Origin of the sequence: Pseudomonas sp. DWP2-2 (genome assembly GCF_049897065.1) — a bacterium.
GTDB lineage: Bacteria > Pseudomonadota > Gammaproteobacteria > Pseudomonadales > Pseudomonadaceae > Aquipseudomonas > Aquipseudomonas paracarnis.
In genome coordinates this window covers 233,464-255,252 of sequence record NZ_JAFCVN010000008.1, presented here as the reverse complement: position 1 = coordinate 255,252, position 21,789 = coordinate 233,464, and the positions used below count along the sequence as shown (strand labels likewise).

The 21,789-nt window shown below is 56.9% G+C and carries 7 protein-coding genes; 1 reads left to right on the top strand and 6 read right to left on the bottom strand.

Annotation, left to right across the window (positions count from 1 at the left end):
* The first annotated feature begins 152 nt into the window (after positions 1 to 152).
* Entirely contained in the window at positions 153 to 1,604 is a 1,452-nt protein-coding gene (locus tag ACP7CZ_RS19125; RefSeq protein WP_034128771.1) for a mannose-1-phosphate guanylyltransferase/mannose-6-phosphate isomerase, read from the top strand.
* Between the two features lie 128 nt (positions 1,605 to 1,732).
* Here ACP7CZ_RS19125 and ACP7CZ_RS19120 read toward each other — a convergent pair whose 3' ends face one another.
* The 6 genes from ACP7CZ_RS19120 to ACP7CZ_RS19095 all read right to left on the bottom strand — a co-directional run bounded on the left by ACP7CZ_RS19120 (position 1,733) and on the right by ACP7CZ_RS19095 (position 21,716).
* Positions 1,733 to 2,197: a hypothetical protein gene (locus ACP7CZ_RS19120; RefSeq protein WP_054898944.1), complete on the bottom strand. Its 465-nt coding sequence runs from the start codon at positions 2,195 to 2,197 to the stop codon at positions 1,733 to 1,735.
* Positions 2,198 to 2,518: 321 nt separating this feature from the next.
* The gene (locus tag ACP7CZ_RS19115; protein WP_294163797.1) at positions 2,519 to 5,056 is read right to left on the bottom strand and encodes an RHS repeat domain-containing protein; all 2,538 of its coding nucleotides are present in this window, start codon (positions 5,054 to 5,056) and stop codon (positions 2,519 to 2,521) included.
* Between the two features lie 276 nt (positions 5,057 to 5,332).
* A complete protein-coding gene (locus ACP7CZ_RS19110; RefSeq protein ID WP_294362392.1) occupies positions 5,333 to 8,125 on the bottom strand; it encodes an RHS repeat-associated core domain-containing protein in 2,793 nt (930 codons plus the stop codon).
* Entirely contained in the window at positions 8,122 to 12,657 is a 4,536-nt protein-coding gene (locus tag ACP7CZ_RS19105) for a SpvB/TcaC N-terminal domain-containing protein (protein ID WP_294163791.1), read from the bottom strand. Before ACP7CZ_RS19105 ends, ACP7CZ_RS19110 begins: the two co-directional genes overlap by 4 nt.
* 11 nt (positions 12,658 to 12,668) lie before the next feature.
* A complete protein-coding gene (locus tag ACP7CZ_RS19100; protein WP_294163788.1) occupies positions 12,669 to 17,495 on the bottom strand; it encodes a neuraminidase-like domain-containing protein in 4,827 nt (1,608 codons plus the stop codon).
* Between the two features lie 36 nt (positions 17,496 to 17,531).
* On the bottom strand, positions 17,532 to 21,716 hold the full coding sequence (locus ACP7CZ_RS19095; RefSeq protein WP_294163786.1) for a Tc toxin subunit A: 4,185 nt from the start codon (positions 21,714 to 21,716) through the stop codon (positions 17,532 to 17,534).
* Positions 21,717 to 21,789 lie beyond the last annotated feature (73 nt).

Genomic DNA, 21,789 nt, shown 5'->3' with positions numbered 1-21,789 from the left:
CTGGCTTGCCTGCGATGGCGGTCTTGTAGGCGCCATCGCAGGCAAGCCAGCTCCCACACTGACCGGGGCTCAACTCAGGACCGAGACAAAAACAAGAGTGAAACGACAAACCTTCGTAGCTCTGACCCATATCGATTCAAGGAGACACACCCATGATCCCAGTAATCCTTTCCGGTGGTAGCGGCTCACGTCTTTGGCCGCTTTCCCGTAAACAGTTCCCCAAGCAGTTCCTGGCCCTGACTGGCGAGCACACCTTGTTCCAGCAAACCCTGGAGCGCCTGGTGTTCGAAGGCATGGACGCCCCCATCGTGGTCTGCAACAAAGATCACCGTTTCATCGTCAACGAGCAACTGAGCGCACGTAAGCTCGACTGCCAGCGCATCCTGATGGAACCCTTCGGCCGCAACACTGCGCCGGCCGTGGCCCTGACCGCGATGATGCTGGTCAACGAAGGCCGTGACGAGCTGATGCTGGTACTGCCCGCCGACCACGTGATCGACGACCAGAAAGCCCTGCAACGCGCACTGGCCCTGGCCACCGTGGCCGCCGAGCGTGGCGAGATGGTGCTGTTCGGCGTGCCGGCCACCCGCCCGGAAACCGGCTACGGCTACATCAAGTCCACCAACGACTCGCTGCTGCCTGAAGGCGTGAGCCGCGTGCAGCAGTTCGTGGAGAAACCCGATGAAAAACGTGCGGTCGAGTTCGTCAAAAGCGGTGGCTACTTCTGGAACAGCGGCATGTTCCTGTTCCGCGCCAGCCGCTTCCTCGAAGAGCTGAAAAAGCACGACCCGGATATCTATGACACCTGCGTGCTGACCCTGGAACGCAGCGAGCAGACCGCCGACACCGTGACCTTTGACGACTCCACGTTCGCGTGCTGCCCGGACAACTCCATCGACTACGCCGTGATGGAAAAAACCCAGCGCGCCTGCGTAGTCCCGCTGGCAGCCGGTTGGAGCGACGTGGGCTGCTGGGCGTCGCTGTGGGCGGTCAACGATAAAGACGCCAACGGTAACGTGAGCAAAGGCGATGTAGTGATCCAGGACAGCCGCAACTGCATGGTGCATGGCAACGGCAAACTGGTGTCGGTGATCGGCCTGGACAACATCGTGGTGGTGGAAACCAAGGACGCGATGATGATTGCCCACAAGGACAAGGTCCAGGGCGTCAAGCAGATGGTCAACACCCTCAACGAGCAAGGCCGCAGCGAGACCCAGAACCACTGCGAAGTCTACCGCCCGTGGGGCTCCTACGACTCGGTGGACATGGGCGGCCGCTTCCAGGTCAAGCACATCTCGGTCAAGCCGGGCGCGTGCCTGTCGCTGCAGATGCACCACCACCGCGCCGAACACTGGATCGTGGTCAGCGGCACCGCCGAAGTCACCTGTGACGACAACGTGTTCCTGCTCTGCGAAAACCAGTCCACCTACATCCCGATCGCCTCGGTGCACCGCCTGCGCAACCCGGGCAAGATCCCGTTGGAGATCATCGAAGTGCAATCGGGCAGCTATTTGGGTGAGGACGATATCGAGCGCTTCGAAGATATCTATGGTCGCTCGACACCGGTTGAACGTGGTGTATCGGTGAAAACTATCGCGCAGTAAAACAGTCGTACAAGAAGCCCTCGCCCAGCCCATTGCGTCCCCTATCCGCAGTGGGTTGGGTGGGGGCTTTTCGGTTCAATGACCATCAAAACAGACAGAAAGCTCCTCGCGGGATGTCAGGCCTGTTTTTAACGAACCCAGTTACGCGGTGCAAACGCGTTGTAATTGCCGTCCTCCTTGGGTTCAGCATTTTTATACGTGTTCTTGCCGATTTTCTCCGCCGCTTTACCCCCCCACATCAGCGCCGAACCTGCGACTTTCGAGGAAACGCCACCTGAGCTTGCCATCTTCTTGCCGGCCACCTTCGCCATCCCGCCAACGAACGTCAACGCGGCCCCATAGGCTTTGTCTTTCGAACTGTCGGTGCTATGAAGTACTGAGGATGGCAAAACATGCGAACGAATTGTATCGCCGAGGCCTTGCAGCACAGTTTGCCGCAAGCTCGTAAGCCCCATACTTTGCATACGCGGCCCCGAGCGCGACTCGAGGGGGGCGGCACTCGCTTGCACGGGTCCTGCCTGGCTGGAGGCCTCCGCTGGTGCGGACACGCTGAGAGGGGTGGACAGGCTTACAGCGGCGTCTGAAATATTCATAAAAAACTCACATTGTATAAGTGCAACGTTGGGTTCCGTCGTTGATCAACCAAGCCTCCTTGCGCAAACTGTGTGGCAAGTTATTCAAACCGGTTCCCACATCGTCGGGTGCAATGACCTACGTTGACCCTTGCCCTCATCTTGCCGATCCTTGCGCCTACCACGACGCATTCGTGATGAGGTTTGACGGCCTCAGAGATTCATAGGATCCCTTCTTTTTCAGAAGATCCATGTCAGCTATGAGTGGGTTGGGTGGGGGCTTTTTATTTGGACTGTATAACGCCTGTACACAGTTACTCGCCAGGGCCCTTGCGGTTAACATTAAACTTGTTTGAAGTATCCCCGCTTTATCGTCGACAGTTTTGCCTGCTCCTTTATATGTGCGGTTTCCCCTTCCCAAGTAGCAGTACTGTGTCGCGCCATATATAATTTTGCGCCAAACTCATCTATAGGTTTCACACCGTTCGCCCCTACATAACCATTGAACTTTCGGGGAGATATAGTGCTATCCGACCATCGCTCAAACCGGTTATCAGTCGGCTCCCCCCCCCAAAAATCTATCGGCCCTGGAATCGTACTTTCCAAGGTATCGTGCCCCTCCCGACTGGGATGAAACCCCGCCAACAAGTAGAAACCTGTAGCACTCATCGCCACGCCACTCGCTTCGACCCTTTGAATCGACTGTTCCTCAGCGTCATACGTCAACTCTAAAAGCAGCAGGGAACCGTAGCCTTTCCCCTCGGGCTTTGCATCAAACAAATGAACATCTGCAACTCGTTTCTCAGCGTCATCGCGCACCACATACTCTATATATCCATGAACGGAAGAGTTTTGTTCCTCACTACCATCAGGGTTGGCTCCCACGTAACTAATTCTGTTACTGCCATCTTGGAATGTTTGTCTGGTCACCAGTATATTGGCCGTGGCCGCGCCTCCGCTTGGCGGGATCCACACGTAAACTTGCGTCTCAGCGATGTGCGTAGATGATCGCTCTTGGATCACGCTGTTTTTTTTCAGCCAGGCTGGCAGCATTCTTTGAAATAGAGAGGGCGATGCCGACTTGTTGATCTCTTCTTTCGTAGGTACCAGACCTTCATCATCTCTGAGCAAAACCGGATTATTTCTGACCATTCTATACAGATTCAAACCGTCGATCCGTCCCGCCGGATCAGGGTTAATCCAACGCTGTAACCACGGCACGTAGTACCTGAACCCATAGTAATAAAGCCCCGTCGCATCCCGCTCCTTGCCCGAATAACGCAACGTGCGATAACTCTCTTCGCTCGAATCACCCTTCTGCGTGAAGGCCGTCGTACCAAACGGATGATACGTCTCGCGAGTGATGATCCGCGCTTCACTGTCCAGTTCCAGCGAACAAGAGCCCAGATGATCGCTAAGGGTGTAACGGTATTGATCATTCGCCAGTTGCTGCGGCACCGCGCCTTCCCAATGCAACACCTGCACCGTGGTGCGGCCGGCCTGGACGGTGACGACGTGCAGTTTCTCGCCATCCCCATCGCGCGTTTCCAGCCCTGGTAGATATCGGGTCTCACTGACCAAGGTGCGGGCGTTGGTTTGCGTCGTGCGCACCTTGCGCTGGCGCATGCCGTCGGCACCGTAGACGTAGCGCTCGGTGTCATTGAGGCGCAACGTGCGCTCCACCATATGCACATGGCTCAGTTGGTTACGTGCATCCCAACTCAGTGTTCGGCCCCGGTCCAACATCAACAGGTTGCCGCTGGCATCGAAGGCTTCGGCAATCTCCGCTTCGGTCGGTGGCCTCCCGCCCACCTCGGGCAGGCAGCGATTACTGTGCTTGGCCGCCGTCAACACACGCCCATGTTGCTGTGGGCCGTGGTGGATCAGCTCGAGCAAATTGCCGCCAGCGTCGTAGCGATAGGTTTGACGATAGTTAGCCACGGCAGCCGGATCCTCGAGATGAGCAGGCCCGCGATTAGCGCTGCCGGCCTCCCAGCCGGTGGCTTCGATCAACTGGTAAAGACTGTCGTAGGTATAGCGGTTGATCGGCTCGATGCGTTGATTGGCAAAGAAGCGCACCGGCAGGGCCTTGTCTTCAAGGCTAAGGATATTGCCCACCGGGTCATAGACGTAGTGCAAATCCTGTAGCGGTTCGTCGCTAGGCCCGGCAGCGCTCAGACGGTTCAATCGCCCGTCTTTCGGGCAGTAATCAAACCGACTGGTGACCTGGTTGCCTGCCGTTTGCTGTTCTATCTGTGCTTGAGCGTTGTAGTGAATGTCATGTACCAGCCGCTGCGCGGCGGTCGCGTTTTTCAGCTGCAGCCAGGCCTCGCGCAATCGGCCGTCGATGGTGTGATTGAAACGCTGCCGATTACCCTGCGCATCGGTTTGCTCCAGCACATTGCCCACCGGGTTGAACTGCAAAGTACTGCGAGCACCGGCTGCTTGCTCAAGCAAATCATCCCGCTCATTAAGGGGCAGTGGCCAATCAGGCATATCCAGGCTTTGCAGATAACGCTGGGTTTGCGCTATCGGCTCGCCACCTACCCCGTAGTAGTCGAAATGACGAGTACCGGCCGGGTCATCTTGGCGCACCACCCGCCCACATTGATTACGTTCAGCCGCAGTCGGCTCAGCCATCCCGTATGCAAAGCGCTCGGTGCAGGCTGAATTTTCAATAATCGCCACAGGTCGCAGTAGCGCATCGAATACTACGCGGCGTTGACTACCGCGCCCATTCCAGAACTGCACACCCTGCCCAGCCTCACCGAACAGTTGAACATCCCAACCCGCATCGACGCTTTGAATCAACAATACTTGGCCGCCAAGCGAGTGAAGGATATTCAGGTTGGCAGGCACCTGCGGGTCGTCTTTTTGCACCGACTGCAGACGCGGGTCCCAGCGCGCTGTCGCTCTGCCTACCGCGTCATGCGCAGTGCGGTCGATGTGTGCCTGTGCCGCTTGGCCGGCAGTCGATCGTAAATACTTCACCGAGCGAACGGGTAGACTTCTCGGATCGGTAACAGTCAATGTGGGGGTATGGCTATTCAAGCTGAGCATGGCTGAGTCTCTCTACTTGAGGATTGCCGACATAAAATTCATTTCACACCGGCCATCTCCGTTCGAAGTTCGTGGTTAATAGCGCTCATGGGGATTTTATTTCCAAGAGTTTGCACTACCTACCTTAATGAAGCGTCTAAGCGGCATCTTTTCATTTCTACGATCATTAAAGCCCTGAACGTCGCCTCCCGACTCGACCAATATAGCCTGACGAACGATATCATTAGCCTCACTATCATATTCTCTTATGATCGAGCTAAACACCTTTGGACCTACCATCGAACTCATTAACTTTATTCGCTCAGGTGTTTCCAACTCGAGTATCCCGGCTCCGATGCGACCGTGACCATCCGTATACTCTTCAGACTTAACAACTTCTTTATAACGCACGACCATTTCTTTCTCGATATGCTTCAGTGTTTTGTTTCCAGCATGCGCCGCAAACGAGCTATTGTTTATCAGCACCGCATTTCTGGAGCCCCTATTTTCCCAAGGCACCCGAACAGGTGAGTTTGTGATTATTTCGTCGGGTCTTGCATAAAGCGTCGTATCGCCCAGGCGCTCGTGCCCTTCACTCTCAGCACCGAGATACTGGTCATCGACATCGGAGTAGAGCCCTCCTTTCTTGCGAACCAAATAGGGCCGTAGCGTATCCACCGCAAACGCAAAGTTTTTTGGATCTCCCGACCTGAAGTCTTTATAAATAGCCCCCACTGGACTTTTTTTGAATTTCCTGAAGAGCTTCTCCTCTCTCAAATAGACAACATTATGAACTTTAAGATCCTGTAGGACATTCGCAAATGCATCCTCGTTACCTGACTCAAGATAAAGATGAACTTTATACCCGCTCGCCTGCTCGACAGTATTATTAATATTGCTGACATGCGCCGCCAACGCTTCCGCTGACTCGCCCACCCATATCAAGTGGATATCTTTATTCACCGGCTCGCGCTTCTCACCCACAGCGTCTCGATAACCAATGGGATTACCGCCTAGAAAGGCGAATACATTTAAACCATCACTGACGCCCACGGGGTCCGGGTTAATCCAGCGCTGAAACCTGGGCATGTAATAGCGCAGACCGTAATAATAAAGGCCGGTCGCATCCCGCTCCTTACCCGAATAACGCAACGTGCGATAACTCTGCTCGCTCGAGTCTCCCCTCTCAGTGAACGCCGTACTGCCAAACGGATGATAAGTCTCGCGGCTGATGATCCGCGCTTCACTGTCCAGCTCCAGCGAGCAGGACCCCAAATGATCGTTCAGGTTGTAGCGGTATTGATCATTGGCCAGTTGACGCGGCACCGCGCCCTCCCAGTGCAACACCTGCACCGTGGTGCGGCCGGCCTGGACGGTGACGACATACAGTTTTTCGTCATCAATCGTGCGGGTTTCCAGACCGGGTAAATAGCACGTCTCGCTGATCACCGTGCGGGCGTTGGTTTGTGCTGTGCGCACCTTGCGCTGACGCATGCCGTCGGCACCGTAGACGTAGCGCTCGGTGTCATCCAGGCACAACGTTCGCTCTACGGTATGCACGTGGCTCAGTTGATTACGTACATCCCAACTGAGTGTGCGGCCCCGATCCAACACCAACAGGTTGCCGTTGGCATCGAAGCCTTCGGAGATCTCCGCTTCGGTCGGTGGTCTCCCCTCCACCTCAGGCAGGCAGCGATTACTGTGCTTGGCCGCCGTCAACACACGCCCATGTTGCTGTGGGCCGTGGTGGATCAGCTCGAGCAAATTGCCGCCAGCGTCGTAGCGATAGGTTTGACGATAGTTAGCCACGGCAGCCGGATCCTCGAGATGAGCAGGCCCGCGATTAGCGCTGCCGGCCTCCCAGCCGGTGGCTTCGATCAACTGGTAAAGACTGTCGTAGGTATAGCGGTTGATCGGCTCGATGCGTTGGTTGGCAAAGAAGCGCACCGGCAGGGCCTTGTCTTCAAGGCTAAGGATATTGCCCACCGGGTCATAGACGTAGTGCAAATCCTGTAGCGGTTCGTCGCTAGGCCCGGCAGCGCTCAGACGGTTCAATCGCCCGTCTTTCGGGCAGTAATCAAACCGACTGGTGACCTGGTTGCCTGCCGTTTGCTGTTCTATCTGTCCTTGAGCGTTGTAGTGAATGTCATGTACCAGCCGCTGCGCGGCGGTCGCGTTTTTCAGCTGCAGCCAGGCCTCGCGCAATCGGCCGTCGATGGTGTGATTGAAACGCTGCCGATTACCCTGCGCATCGGTTTGCTCCAGCACATTGCCCACCGGGTTGAACTGCAAAGTACTGCGAGCACCGGCTGCTTGTTCAAGCAAATCATCTCTCTCATCAAGGGGCAGTGGCCAATCGGGCATATCCAGGCTTTGCAGAAAGTGTTGATGCTGTTCCAGCACCGCGCCGGTCAAGCCGAACTCATTGAAATGCTGCGTTCCAGCCGGGGTGTCGTGGCGGATCAACTGGCCGCATTGGTTGTGCGCGGCATAGTGCGGCGACGCATCGGCGTAGTGATGACGTTCGACGCACGCAGCTTGCTCGAACACCGCCACAGGCCTTAGCAAACTATCGTATTCAACCTGTCGCTCATTACCGCGAGCGTCCCACGCTTGCACCTGTTCAGCCGCCTGCGTGAACAGGCTGACACGCCATCCTGCATCAACGCTGTGGGAGCCCAGTACCTTGCTGCCGAGCGAGTAAACCTGCGTCAGGTTGGCCCGCTCCACCAAACGCGGGTCCCACTCGGCCACGACTCGGCCCGCACCGTCGAAGCCACTACGACTGCTCCTTGCCTGCGCCTGCTCCCGCCCACTCTCACGCCAATAGCGCACCGTGCGCACCGTCAGCCCGCGAGGGTCGCTCACACTCAGGCCTGGGGTCTGCCGGTGCAGCGCAAGAGCGGTCATTGCAATGTCTTCCCCCGGGCCTCTTTCATCGCCATCACCTCTTCATAGGTGTCGTTTTCATCCTCGTAAATGCTGTACCAAGGCCAGTAGGTATGACGCCGCAGGTAGTCCTCCTTGGCGAGGACGGTACGAGTAGGACGGCCCAACGGGTCATAGAATTGTCGGTCGCTGTAACCGTGTTGCCTGAAGCTGACATCGTTGATGTAGCGATGATGATCGGCAAAATAGGGCCTGTAGATGCGCACAATCAGCCCCTTGTTGTTGTACTCGACCCGCTCGCTGACCCGCCAGCGCTCAACATCCTGTACCGTCACCGGCCGACAATTGCCGTCAAGCGCCAACGAGCCATCTTCCTGTACATGGTAGGCATAACCGCGCTCGACCTTTTGCTTGCTCTGCAAGGCGCGACCGAAACCGTCCCAACAGCTCAAGGCGACGCGGATTTGTTTTTCCGGATCGAGCGGGTAGCGATCAGCCTGCAAGGTAACGGCGTGAACAGGCTCGCGGCGCACCTGAGGGATCAAGCTCAACAGGCGTTGTCGCGCGGGCGTCAATGCATCGGATGGCGAGAGCAAACGGGCCGACACACGAATATGCCCGCTGGGTAGCAGGTCGCCCTGCGCTACGCATTCGTCCAGCCATTGGCGATCCTGCAGGTCGGCGTCAGGCACTCGGCCCATCCAACTGAACGGGTCGGCAAAGTGCGCAGTGGCGGCATCCTGCAACGCCGCGGCCGGTGCATCAATGATTTGGCCAGGTGTGCCGCCGAGTGGAGGACGGTAGTCATCGAGCGACGCAAAGCCCACGGGTTGACCACGTTCGGTGCCGAAAAAACTGGTGGCGATCACCTGGCCGAATGCCCCGTAAAGCACCTCCTGAGTGTTTTGATTGGGGTCGATAATGCGCGCCGGTTGCAGCAAGCGATAGTCAATCGAATCCACACGCGTCTCACAGCCGTCAGGTAGGCGTACCCGAGTATTCAGGCAGCCATAGGGGTCGTAACTCAGATGGGTCACACCATGACTGCGGGTTTGCTGCACGGTGATGACGTTATAGAAACCCGCGAGGCCGGCGTAGGTATTGAAACCGCGCTTGACCGACCACAATGGCGCTTGCGCCCCGTCGATGGACGGCAGAACCAGGCGCATTTTGTGGTACCCGACCTCCAGGAGTTTTTGCTCCAGGTCAAACGGCATTTCACCCTCGTCATTGCGCAGCAAGTCGTACGCCTTGAGCGCTGCCTCATCCAGCTCGGCAATTTCCAACTCATCGGCCAAGGCCAGGAACATGGCCTCTCCATCCGGTAAGGGGTGAACCCCGGACAAGTCCCGGTAGCGCTGCACCGACTGCCCCACCAGTGTTCGCTGAGCTTGGGGATTCAAGGGGTTTGCGGCGGTTTGCGCGATAAAGGCTTCATAGCTGATCGCGTCGGGTTGCAAGCCGTTGGGACCAGAGCCCTTACCCAGCACCAGCGCGTTGTCACGTTGCTGAAAAGGCAGGGCCAGGCGCCAGCCCTGTGGGTGTGTCAGGTGAATAAACCGCGCCAGGCTTTCACTCAGGTAGTAAACCTGCTGCGCCGAATCATGGGCATCACACCACCAGCGTTTCTGCGGTGTGATTTCATTCGGGTCCACCTGGCAGGCCGGATCATCCTGGGCCGTCAGGCGCCGGGCATAACTGACCCTGACGCCATGGGTCAGGCTGCCAAAGGCATCCCAGCGCAGGTTGATCCCGTGCTGGCACTGCGGGTCATCGACCTGTTGCTCGTACTGGTAGGCGATCGACTCCAACGATAACGCCAGCATCACCTTGTAAGGTGCGAATTGACCGCCTACTGGCCGATCCAGCACGCGTACCAGGTAGCGGTTTTGCTCGACGCTATAGGGGACGTCGCCTGCGTTGCGCCCTCCATAGGTTTCCACACGCAATACCTGGCCTGCCAGTGCTTGGAGCATGCCAGGCAACTCATCGGCCTGGGGTACGACAAGTTCATCGACACCGTCGGCTTCGTGATAATGGCTAAGCAAGGTTGCTCCCAAGGGGTGAGCGGCCAGATCACCGTTGAAATACTCATCGCACGCTGGGTCGATCACTTGTCCGACATGAAACCAGGTCTTGCGCAATACCGGCTCACTGAAACCCGACTCCGGTGATGCCTCGGCAGCAGTGTCGGTATCAGTCGCCAGGAGCAGGGCAAAACCTCGAAACGTTCGTACCTGTCCGTCGTAAAAACCTTTTCGATATTCGAACCGTTGCGTCAGCCGATTGCCCGTGATTTCGTCACATTGAACCTGCTCACTCACCACCGGCACGGGGAAAGGTAAACGACACACGGCCGGTTGATCGCTGGCGAGCAATTGCTGCTTTTCATCCAGCCACTCCTGGGCCGAACTGCGATATTTCACGCTCGCGGCGGCGCCTTGGTTGTTATTGGTGGCACATAACAAATAGGGTTTGGCTGCGACAAAGTCATACCGCCAATGCATGGGCGACATATGCGGCACCGTCAACACCAGGCTGGAGCAACCCAGCCCTTGCAAGTCAGCGGTACTCACCCGGCAAAATCTGTCATAGCGAACGTTTTTGGGCCAAGGAAGCTCGACGGCGTCGTCAAAGCCGTTGCCACAACGGTTCATGAACACCAGCGCGCACTCGGCTTTCAAGTAGACCAGGTCTGCGGCACCGGAGCCGTCCAGATCCGCGAGCAAGACCCGCGATGCATCGAGCTCGTCATAAGCAAAACCCAGCGTGCTGAACCTGAACCCTTTACCAAAGCGGCCTCGCCCCAGGTTGGGCCAGCATTCAAGCCGGTCGTGGCGGATGCGGATCAGGTGCTGCTGGCCGCTGCCGAGCACGTCACTGAAGGCGACCAACTCGGTGGCGGCGTTACTGATCAACGGCAGATCATCCTCGCCTTCCTTGCGCTTAACCTGGGTGGCGGGGGCAAACCCCGCTTGCCGCTGGTTGGCATACAAACGTACGCTGCGCGGGCCGATCATCGCCAGGTCAGACAAGCCGCCCCCCATCAGATTGGCCAATTGCCCCTGGGGATGAAAAAACTCGTGAGGGAAGGCGTCCACGGTCGCGAAGTTCGACCAACTGCGGTCCGGGTTGCAGGTAAAAAAACCACACAGCCCAGGCTGGGCTACGACCCATTCAAGGCCGCCATCACCGGTGAGGTCGCTTAAAAACTGCCGGGGTGCTTGCAGGCGGTCAGCTATCGGAATCTCTGGCAACTCATGCCAATCGTCATAGGCCACGTCGTCAGGGTGGCTCGCCGCCTTGGCCCGCATAGGTGCGCGGTAATACCAGGCTTTATCGTCAGAATACAAAATGCCCGGAAAACCTTCGCCGTACAGGTCGACAAATTGATAACGCTGGCCGTCGTCAAGACCCGGCATCGTTTCAAATGGCTGATAGCGCTGGGGATCCGGTGCGAGCTCGAACGCGTTATAGGTGAACTCCAACGGCGGCCGACTCTGTACCTTCCCGGCCCGGTCAATGGCTTGTTCATGGGCCGCATGCAGCAGGCTATAACCCAGTGACGATGGCCGATATTCAAGCAGTAGTCGGCGCACCAGCACGGGCGCCGACCCCATGTCTGGCTCATCGGGAAAGCAGTGGAACATCAGCACCTGCCGACACAGTTGTCGCGTCCTGAGCTCAAAACCATAGACATAGCTGGAGAACGGGTCGCTGCGCCCAGGCCATGCCTGGGTGGCCTCATAAGGTGGAGCGGTCATGAGGGCAGTAGGACGCTCACCATGATCGAACACCAGATGAAAATGCCATAGCACGCCTTGCCCAGCCTCAACGCGCCACGCATACAGCTGGTCATCGGCGAGCGCATTGCCGTAAAGCACCTTGCTCAAGTAACGCTGGGCACCTGCGTGATCGCCGGCCTGATAATGGTAGACAATATGCTCGCCACGCGGGTTGAGGCTTTCTTCGAGCAGCCACTCCCCCACACGCGCATCGACATCCGGGTCGGCACGTCGTGAAGCAGCGGTTTTGCCGTACAGGTGCAGATTGCCGTCCGCACTGTGAATCAGCCAGAACCCCCCCGGGTCGTCGGTATCGGACCAACGCTCGATCAGTGCAAATGCGCCTTCGGTGCGAGGCCAGTAGCGTACAACGGTGTAAGGCCCCACCGGCAAGCCGTTATAGGCCGTCTCGACCCTTGAAACCTCTGTACCCGTCATCGGGTTGCGTTCCGGCATCCAGGGCTCCCCATCCGGCCCCAGGATCACGTCTTCATCGGTATACGCCGGCACCCCTGTGGACGTTCGTCGAGTGATCGCATTGGGCGTCTTGCCCCAGCCTATTCCGAACGAGCTGTTGCCGTTGGTGCTGCTGTAACCCAGCGTCAGGTCCGGGGCAAAACCCCGCCCGGGGGAGATTGGCAAGGGCAGCTCGAACGATGCACCACCGCTGATACCGACCGGTCCCAGGCCGTTGCCGATACTCTGGATGGCGCCACCGCCCTTGGGCAGGGACGGCGCGGCGATTTGCAGCGACTCGTCATGGTTCACTATGCCTCCTCCTAGCCAGCCTTGGCCGTGTAGTGCAGCTTAAGGATGATGTCGGTCAGCGATTCGAACAGGCGGTTCCGCGCCGCAACGTCAGTCGAGGTGAATTCCAACGCCCAGCTTGAAATAGCGCCCGTACCCTCAAAGGGCAAATAACGCTCATCGTCGAAACTGAAAGTGAACAGCCCATCGTCATCCACCCCGCCAGACAAAACGATTTGCTGGCTGGCCCGCAGGTTTTCCTTGAGGGTGTCGCCTATCTGCACGGCACTGTAGGTTTGGGTCAAGGTGGCGTGAATGTCTTCGTAGGGCCCCAGGACCACAGGCAACGACACGCTGATACGTTTGATCCGGCGCACGCTATGCCCAGGGTAATTGCTGTCGAACATGGGCTGCGTCAGCTGGAAATCGACGCGGCAGTTGTCTATCAGGCCAAGCTTGATGGTGTCCCAGTCCTGATTGATGGCGGAGGTCGGATCCTTGTCCTTGAGTTGGCGCAGGGACACCGTCTTGGTGATCTCCAGCCGTCGTTCATTGCGACTCAGGTACGCCGAATCCATTTTCAATAAGGACAACTTCAACGCCTCGCCGGCGCTCAAGCCTCGGTAGCTGTCCTTCCAGACGCCCGCCTGAATAAAGCGCGTGCTGAAGTCGGCGAGTTCAAATTGCCAACAGGCTTCGGCGGCCAGACACAGCGCCAAGGTGGCATCGTAGGCCTGGTAATAGAAGGTCGCGAACTGGCCGTTGAGCCATTGATAGAGTTGCGCATTGCTAAAACGGGTGCGCAGAAAATCATAGCTGGCCAACGCCTGATCCTGGGCGACGCGGGCCTGGTTCAATTGCAGGGTGGTGGCGCGGGCCTGTGCTTCAAGCACCTGCATTTGTGCCTCGATCTGGGCAATTTCCAGCGTGGCTTGGTCACGGGCTTGCATCCATTCCTGGTGGCGGCGGCGGAAGTTTTCAGCGCGGTCCGTCGCCTCCGCAATGGTATGGAGCATCGCCGCCCTGGCTGAAGAATAGGCACTGACCATTTCGGCGACGCCCTCCAGGCGCCATCCCCCGGAGGACGCTATGGCAACGGCACCATTAGTCAAACCCGCGTGAGCCCCGCCGCCGCCGCCAGCCGAATTGGGGGGGGCCTTCAGGCCACTGCCAACGGCATTGGCCACCTGACTGATGTTGTCCAACACCCGCCCTTCCAAGTGCAGCGCTGCAGCAGCTTTTTCACCGGCATTCACCACTTCATCGGCCAACTTACGGTAGAAATCCAGGCGCCCCTGAGCCAGCGCCTTACTCGCCTCCAGTGCTTTTTTCTGCTCAAGGTCAATCGCTTGTGCCTGTTGTTGCAGGTCCACGGCAAACTGGGCGAACTCCCAAGCCTGGTGGTATTGCAGCTCCTGCAGTTGCGCCTGTTCCTTGCGCTCGATCAATGACAACAACGTATTGCCAAATTGGATCAGGGTTTCCACAGCACTGCTGGCACGGTTGTGCATCACACTGTAGCGATAAGGTGGCACCTCCTGGGCCAACAACCGCGCGGCACCACCGGAGGCCGCGCCCTGACCGAACGCCGCCAGCAGATCGCGCGGGTTCAAGGGGGCGGCAAACAAGGGCAGCATCAGCGGCTTGCCGTCCAGCGTACGGTTGTTACGCAGGTTGTCCAGGCGCGCCTCGGCGGTATCCCAGTTCTGGACCAACTCACGGTTGAAGGGCAAGCGCAGGTATCTGTTATCCAGATCAAGCAGGGTAGGGTCGGGCGCGAAAGTGCGCAGGTACAGCGGCGGTTCGGCGAAGTGGTAGAGCGACTCGCCATCGTTGGCCGCGGCACTCTCTTCGCGTAGTTGGTCCTGCCGGATCAGGCGCTGTTCGAACTCGCGCAATTTTGAGTTGGTGGCGTCGCTCAGGGTTTTCAGGGGGATCGGTTGCCAATGGTCCACCACGTTGATATCAGGGCGCGGCCCCAGCAGGTCAAGCACGCGCACGTACCACAGCTTGGCCGCTACGAGGCTGTCGGGGGTCAGTTGCCGGTAGGCGGCGTCACCCCGGTCCAGCAGGTTCTTGATGTAGAACATGTAGATCGCCTTGCGATAGCGCACCGGGTGGCTGCTAGCGATACCGTCCGGATCGGCGGGTTTGCGCGACACGTAGTCCATTTCTACCGGGTCATCCATCAAAGGCCGTACGTTCCAGTAGGCCGGACGGCCCTTCTCGTCTTTTTTGCGCGAAGGGTCGAAGATAAAGCCCAGCCACTGTTCGGCGCCTTCGAAGTTTTGCTCCTGGTTCAGACGGTGGCTGACCATGAAAGGCAGGTGCAGGAACAACTCCCAGAAATACAAGCCGTTGGCACCGTGAAAATCCATCTGGTTAATGGCCGCTGGTGGATTGAGAGGGGGCTCTTCAAGGAGCTGAGTATCCCAGGACAGCAGGTTTTCCAGGGCGATATTGGCGCGGTTGATCAACTCGCGTGCAAACAATGTATTCATGCGGATGGGTTGGCGTGGAGCGGTGCCGGCATCGTTTAGCTTGATGCCAGAGTTGGTGAAATCGATGAATTCGGCGATGCCCAGAGTTGGGCTGGCACGGGTGTTGATGCGAGGGGCGATCAGCGGTGTGGTGACTTGCGCGACAAGCTCCAGTTCTACGTAGGTCATTTTCAGGGCATGTCCCAAAACCTGCCAGGTGGTACCGTTGAACACCTTGATACCATGGATAATCGGAATTTTTTTTGAGCCGATGGGCCAGGCTCCCGGCCAGTCAGGCAACAGGGTTTCAGGGTTAATGGGGAGCTTTAATGTATGGGTGTCGGGTGGATTTATTACTGCGAATCCACCGGAGTGCCAAAGTGACGCCGCGCCAGGATTAGCTGCCATCGGATCACTCAGATTCAGAGGTCGCAGAATAACGTGCTGAAAAACATAAGTAGGGGGCCTTATAAACTCCTGGACCTCAGCGTGACGGAATCCAGCAGGCCAATCCGTCTGCACTGTTTTTAATACTAAACCGGTGCGCATCAAATAATCACGCACCAGCACAGCAATCTTAGAAGATATTGATATAAAACCATTTGCATCCGGCAGACCAAGAGTACAATGATGAACATCATATGTGTCACACAAGAAATAAGACAATAACCCGCTTCCAACGTATCCATTAGTACGAGAAGATATCAAACTAACCCTACACCTCCCCCCACCACTAAACTGCGAACCACTCAACACTTGAATTCTAGAACCGTTCAAAAGCGTCTCATAGCCCGCCGTTTGGTTTGCGGGCAAAACCATTTCAAGCTTATATCTATCTTGCGTCTCCGAATCAAAAGCCGTTATAGAAAACGTCACATCCGGAGGCTTTGAAAATACAGCTGATATTTTAGATTTAAAGAACACTTCCCCTGTAGACTTATCATAAGTAACATCATCCCCACGGGAAGGGCTAACAATCGAAACCTGCCTCTCTTCAAAATTCCAGTTATCCAGCTCTTGATGCGGTCGATGCGACTCGACACTTTTCAGCGCTATACTAAGCTCAGGCACTTTGAACTGAAACCGCCCTTTATTATCCTGAGCAAATAACCGTCCCACCCTCAAGACATGGGGTGCCTTGATCTCCTTTCGAGTTCCGATACTGGGCACATACCCACGATTGGGAAACAGCGCCGTTACATTAAAATTTTTATCGATCATTGCCGTTTTTAGAAACGCATATTGATCCGCCGCACCATCCGTCGCATTACCTGCGGTATACCCCATATACATCGCCACAAACATCGACTCCGGCATTGTCGAACTGTCGGCCACGGCAATGCTCTCAACCTGCTCCGCCAAGTCCGTAGTCTTGAACAACGGTGACTCACTCCAGGCTTCAATGACGGTTTGCGGCATACTCCAACTGTCGTCGTACTTCTTGTAGACCATGTTCAAGCGCAACATCGGGTTACTGTGTACTTTGATAACCGGTGAACCCGGATCTGGCGGTATGGGGGTACCACCTGGGAGATAACCTTCTTCAACCGTCATCTGAGCAGGGTTGTTATCCACGCACTCCACCCACAATACAAACAGGCGGTTATTGAACAACACTGGCCTGATGGTGCGCTCAATCGCACTGGCCGAAATCGGCAAGTTAGCCTTGTGCCAGTCTGACCACGCCCCCGGCTGCGGATAATCGAACTTTGGCCGGTTGGGATCCGTGCCGTTGAGGTTCATGTAAGTACGCTGGGACATATCCACCGAGCGCCAGTAGTACACACTCTCGGCCCGGGACTTGCCGATAAAGTAATACATGCCATTCTTGAAATCAGTGGTATTGATGTATCCATTGATAATCGTCAGGTTGGCCACTTCCTCAAAGCTCGCCAGATAAGACAGCACCGCTTCCTGAGTGGTGTCGATCTCGATCTTGTTCTGATTGAGGTCGTTTTCCAGTTGCTGGAAATACTTGGATTTGGTCAGGCGCAACGAGGGGTCGATATACAGTTCCGGGTAATAGCTCAACTGCTGGTTGGCCGCCCAGATGGGGTATTGGCAGTCGATCTCGCGCCACTGCCTGATCAGGTGATCTTCCATCACTTTGGTTTCATAGCCCGGCTCCATGCCCATCAGCGCGGCATTGATGTACTGCTGAATACTGGCGATGGCCGAGGCCACCGGGCTGGTGGGCACGGCCTGGCTGACCTGCACATCCAGCAGCTTGTATTGGTAGAGGTCGTTGGCGGTCTTGATTTTGTCGCTCAACTGGGCGTCGACAAACTCCGCTGCGTTCGGTACCACCTCATCCAGATAGTAGGCCACCAGGGCATCGCGCAGGGTTTCGTTGAGCTGGCTATCGATTGAGCTGGACATGCTCGCTCCTTATTCATCGTAAAAGTGCGCAGGCGCTCAGCGCCGGGCAGCCATGACCACATTGCCTACCGCTTGCCAGGCCACACCCGTACTGTCGCCGTGCAGGGCTGTGGCCCTGAGCAAGTCCGCCGCAGCCAGGCCGCTGGCGGCACAGGTGGCTTGGCTGCGCAGGATCCAGTCGATGTCGGCCATGGAGCAGGCGCGCTTTTGCGCCAGCAGTTGGAAAAGCTCATGCACGTCGTCCTGCCGCCACCCCAACAGCCTGGCCAAAACGAAAGCGGCCTGGTCGCTGACTGCAGCGCGCAATGTTTTGTTTTTGAGCGCTGTTTTTCCGGGGTTGGCCGCGATGAAATAACCCAGCAATGCCTCCTCCGCCTGGCTTTGGCCATGAAACCACTGACTGTAGCGGCTCAGCAGGTAGAAGCTCTTGAGGTTCAACTCCAGATTTCTACCCGGAACTCCCAGCCATTGCGGATTAAGCAAAAACACACGCAAGGCACTGGTGCTCAACCGCAGGTCCATCACCACTGTCCCATGACGCAATACACGCTCGAGTTGATTGATCAATGAGTCAGTGGCGGCTGCAGTAGCCAGCCCCAACACCGCTGACAACAGGGCGTGTACCGAGGTTTGTGCCCAACGCAGTACAACTTGGGTGCGGTCCATCGGCAGGTTGATCATTTCTTGTGCCAAACCTTCGATCAGCCGCAGTTGGTGGTCATGGCCGGCCAGCAACAAGCCGGCAAGCTTCGCCACGCTCTGCTCACGCTCATCGGGGAAGAGGTTCAACTGCCCCACTCGATAGTTAATCGCTTCTTGCAAGTAATGATGGGGGTCTTCGAGACCTGTGAGCGGAACAGGCCTCACCAGTCCCTGCGGGTCCAGCAAATACTGCAGCACTTCGCGCCATTTGATGGGCTCTCGTGCGGCAGCGGACTTGGGCCGTTCATAAACAGGCAGATTCAGCGCCGAGATCTGCTCATCGGTAATCAATACCTCTCGCGTCGCGGCGGCCAATATGCCCAAGCGGTCCACCAAGCCTTGGGGGGGCAGGTAATCTCCAGGCTCCAGGCCCAACGCGCGCCGTACCCCGGTAACACTTTGCTTGCTGTCCTTGAGCCAATTCACGGCCCAATCCATCTGCATCAACACATCGAGAACGTCAGGCGCGGGCGCCATCGCATCCTCTTCCCAAGCCTCTACGGTCGGTAGGTGTCTTTTAGGCAGCGAGCCGCACTTTACTTGCAGGTGGTGAATTGAAGACGGTTGGCTGGTTATTACCTCCCAAGCTGTCCTTGAAAGGCGCTTGCCGCTGAGCGACAACGTCCCACCAGCGCTCAACGGTTCAAGCGTAAGCGCGCTGCCGTCAGGATTGCGCACGAAGTTTTCTTCGTCTGAATGCTGGGGCTGCCGTTCCAGGGTAAACACCCGCGTGCCAGCTGCTGATGCAAAGTCGGTCCCCGCCAGCACAAACAAGGCTGAACCTGGCAGCAGACGCAATAAGGTACCTTCATGCGCGGCATCAACCACCAGCACCAGCCTGATGCTCATATCGCTGGCGCCCTGCGCAGTCAACGACCATGGCCTGAGGGACGACAATGAGGGTTGTAGCAGGCGCCCGGTACAGAGTAATCGCTGGTACTCCAGCCCCCCCAGCATATCCACCAGGCCCCAGCCTTCCTCCGGCGACAAGCCAAACATTTGCGGAATACGCGCCTGACGGTAGAGCGAGGACAGGGTGCCAAGGTCGCGGAGTAACGGCCCAACAAAATCCTTCGTTTGGTTGGCCAAGCGAGAAAGCGATGACTCTGTAGGCTCAAGGCCGAGCGCGGCACAGAGTTGTGCGACGATTTTTTTGTTCGCAGCGTCTGTCCCACTGACATTAAAGGCGGCTCTATTGAGTTCCAAAGGCGTATCGAACAGCGCAGCAGGGTTAAAGACTTGGTCAAACAGCGGCACCTTGTCACCCGTGGCGTAAGGCGTGAGATCGTGGAGGAACGCCGCAAATTCTTCGGGCTTGATGCCATAACGTCGGCTGAAATAACGATAAACACCCAAGACCCGCAGGGTATTGGTGTTCAGGTCCATGGTCAGGTTGTGTTCACCCTCGCTGCGGATGGCGCAAATGAGCAGCGTGTCCAGTTCGGCATAGGACATGTCCATACCCAGGTCTTTCTTCAGCCAGCGCTGCAGACGAATCATGCGTTGCAGGCGGTCAAACCGTTGAGGGGACGTTTTAGTCAGGTACCAGACCGTGCGGCTACCGAGCGTGGTTTCCTTGAGGCCCATGGAATTGTCGAACTGGTCCGCACACGTCGAGACAACGGTAGCAGGCACAACACTGTCATAACGCTCGCTGCCATGGCCGTTGACATAACACGCGCCATAGTGAGAGGCGTGCGGGTATGCCTTGCCGACGCCATTGCCCCCCGTCCATTGTGGGTTGCCGCTGGGGCAATTGGGAGACACGTGGGGGAAATGCTGACGCTGGGATAAAAGCGCCTCGACCTGCTCGGCATCCAGCTCCGAACGTTGCATGAAGGTCTCGAGCTGCACCAGTGGGTTGTCAACGTGACCAATACCTTGGAGACCGTAACTGCGCTGAAAAAACTCCTGCTGCTCGGCCGTCCATGTCACGTACTCATCCAGGACAATGGTGAAGCTGAGTACCGCCAGTGAAACGGGCCTAGTGGTAGTGCCCGTGGTGGTGGTGACAGTAAATGAGGCTCGATAGCCCGGTTCGATAGGAAACGGTTCTTCTCCCCCCCAGCGGATAACTGTGCAGATTGTTGAGGTATTCGCGGGGTGAAGATAATTAGGCGTCCAAATATTAGCCGTGTTCGCATATAACGGCGTCCCAGAATTAATCCAGAAAAGACCCTCTCGTTTAGTATCGTCAGGCCCCGAGAATTCAATCGTTGCCGTGCTCGTCAATTTCCCTTGGTTGACTAAGGTTTCTGCCTGAGGCACAACAGACTTCAGGCTTGACTGTGGGGATATCAGTAAAGCAATCCTGATGGCCGAATGCGGACTCAGATGAGAAGTCCCCGGCCCTGCCCAGGTCTGCGTCAGCTGAGCCTTCGATAGATAAAACGTGGTGAACAATGAAGGTTCGATCAACAGTTGCTGTTGCTGAGGGCTTAACCCCGACATCAACAGTTGCGCTTGCGCTGCAGTGTTCTGCACCACGCCATAATCGTTCAAGCCCCGTTGGCTGATGGGCAACTGCAAGCTGATGCGATAGTTCAACTCCCCCAACTCAAGCTTCTTTTCGGCCAGCCCTAATCGGCATTGGTGGTGAGGGTAGTAATACGGAAACATGAACGGATAGCGCCGCTCGGCCAGCACGTCGTAAATCGGCTTGTTGGCATCCGGCTTTCCTGTCCGGTACCGGGCGATGTCGGCCATAAGTATCTCATTGACTAACTCCAGCATCGGTCTGGGGGTAAAGGTGCTTTGCTGGTCAATGATCAACCCCTCCAGATCGGGCCGCCGAGTCCTCAACAGAATCTTGGGCCGATCACCCTGGCCGGAGCCTTCCAGGGTGCGCGTAGCGAAACGATATTGAGCGCTGAGGTAGGCCACCGGCGAATCGACCGCCGCCATCGCGCCCACTTTGCAGAACTCATCCCAGTTTTCCTTGAACAGGTTCGGGAAACTCGGCCCGACATCGACCAGCGCACGCACACCGGTCTGCTGGCCCTGGTACTGGGTTCTGCCGTTGGATACCTGGTGTTCACGGTACAGCCGACCGATCTGCACCGCATAGCACATGGCATTGTCATAGGCCACCTCGCCATCCGCCTCGCAGATCTCACCCAGGCGTTGGACGAAGTGGGGCTTGGGTTGGGCGATGATGTCGAACACCGACGTCATGCCCATTTGCTGCATCGCGGTGATGAAGCTGACTTTTTCCAGGCCCACTTGCCGTTCGGGCTCGTTGACCAACGTAAGAAGCAGACGGTCAGTTCTCGAGTCGTTGTCCATGCCCACGCATTCCCTCAGGTAGAGATACACCGCTATGTCCAACAAACTGAGTGGTTCTAAAAAATAAAGAACCTGTGAACTCTGACAGTAGCGACGAACGGTGCCTGAGGAACGGCCGAACACCCGAGTTGCCTGAATTGGGCGAGCCTGCCGTTGGCGGAAACTGGCTTGGCTCTGGTGGAAGCTTGCATTGATGGCTTGCAGGCCGATGCTTGTGCTCAGTAAGTCAGTCATCGCGGGCGAGCCCACTCCCATAGTTTGACCGGGTACATCATTGGAATAGGGTCAACCTTTGGGAGCTGGCTTG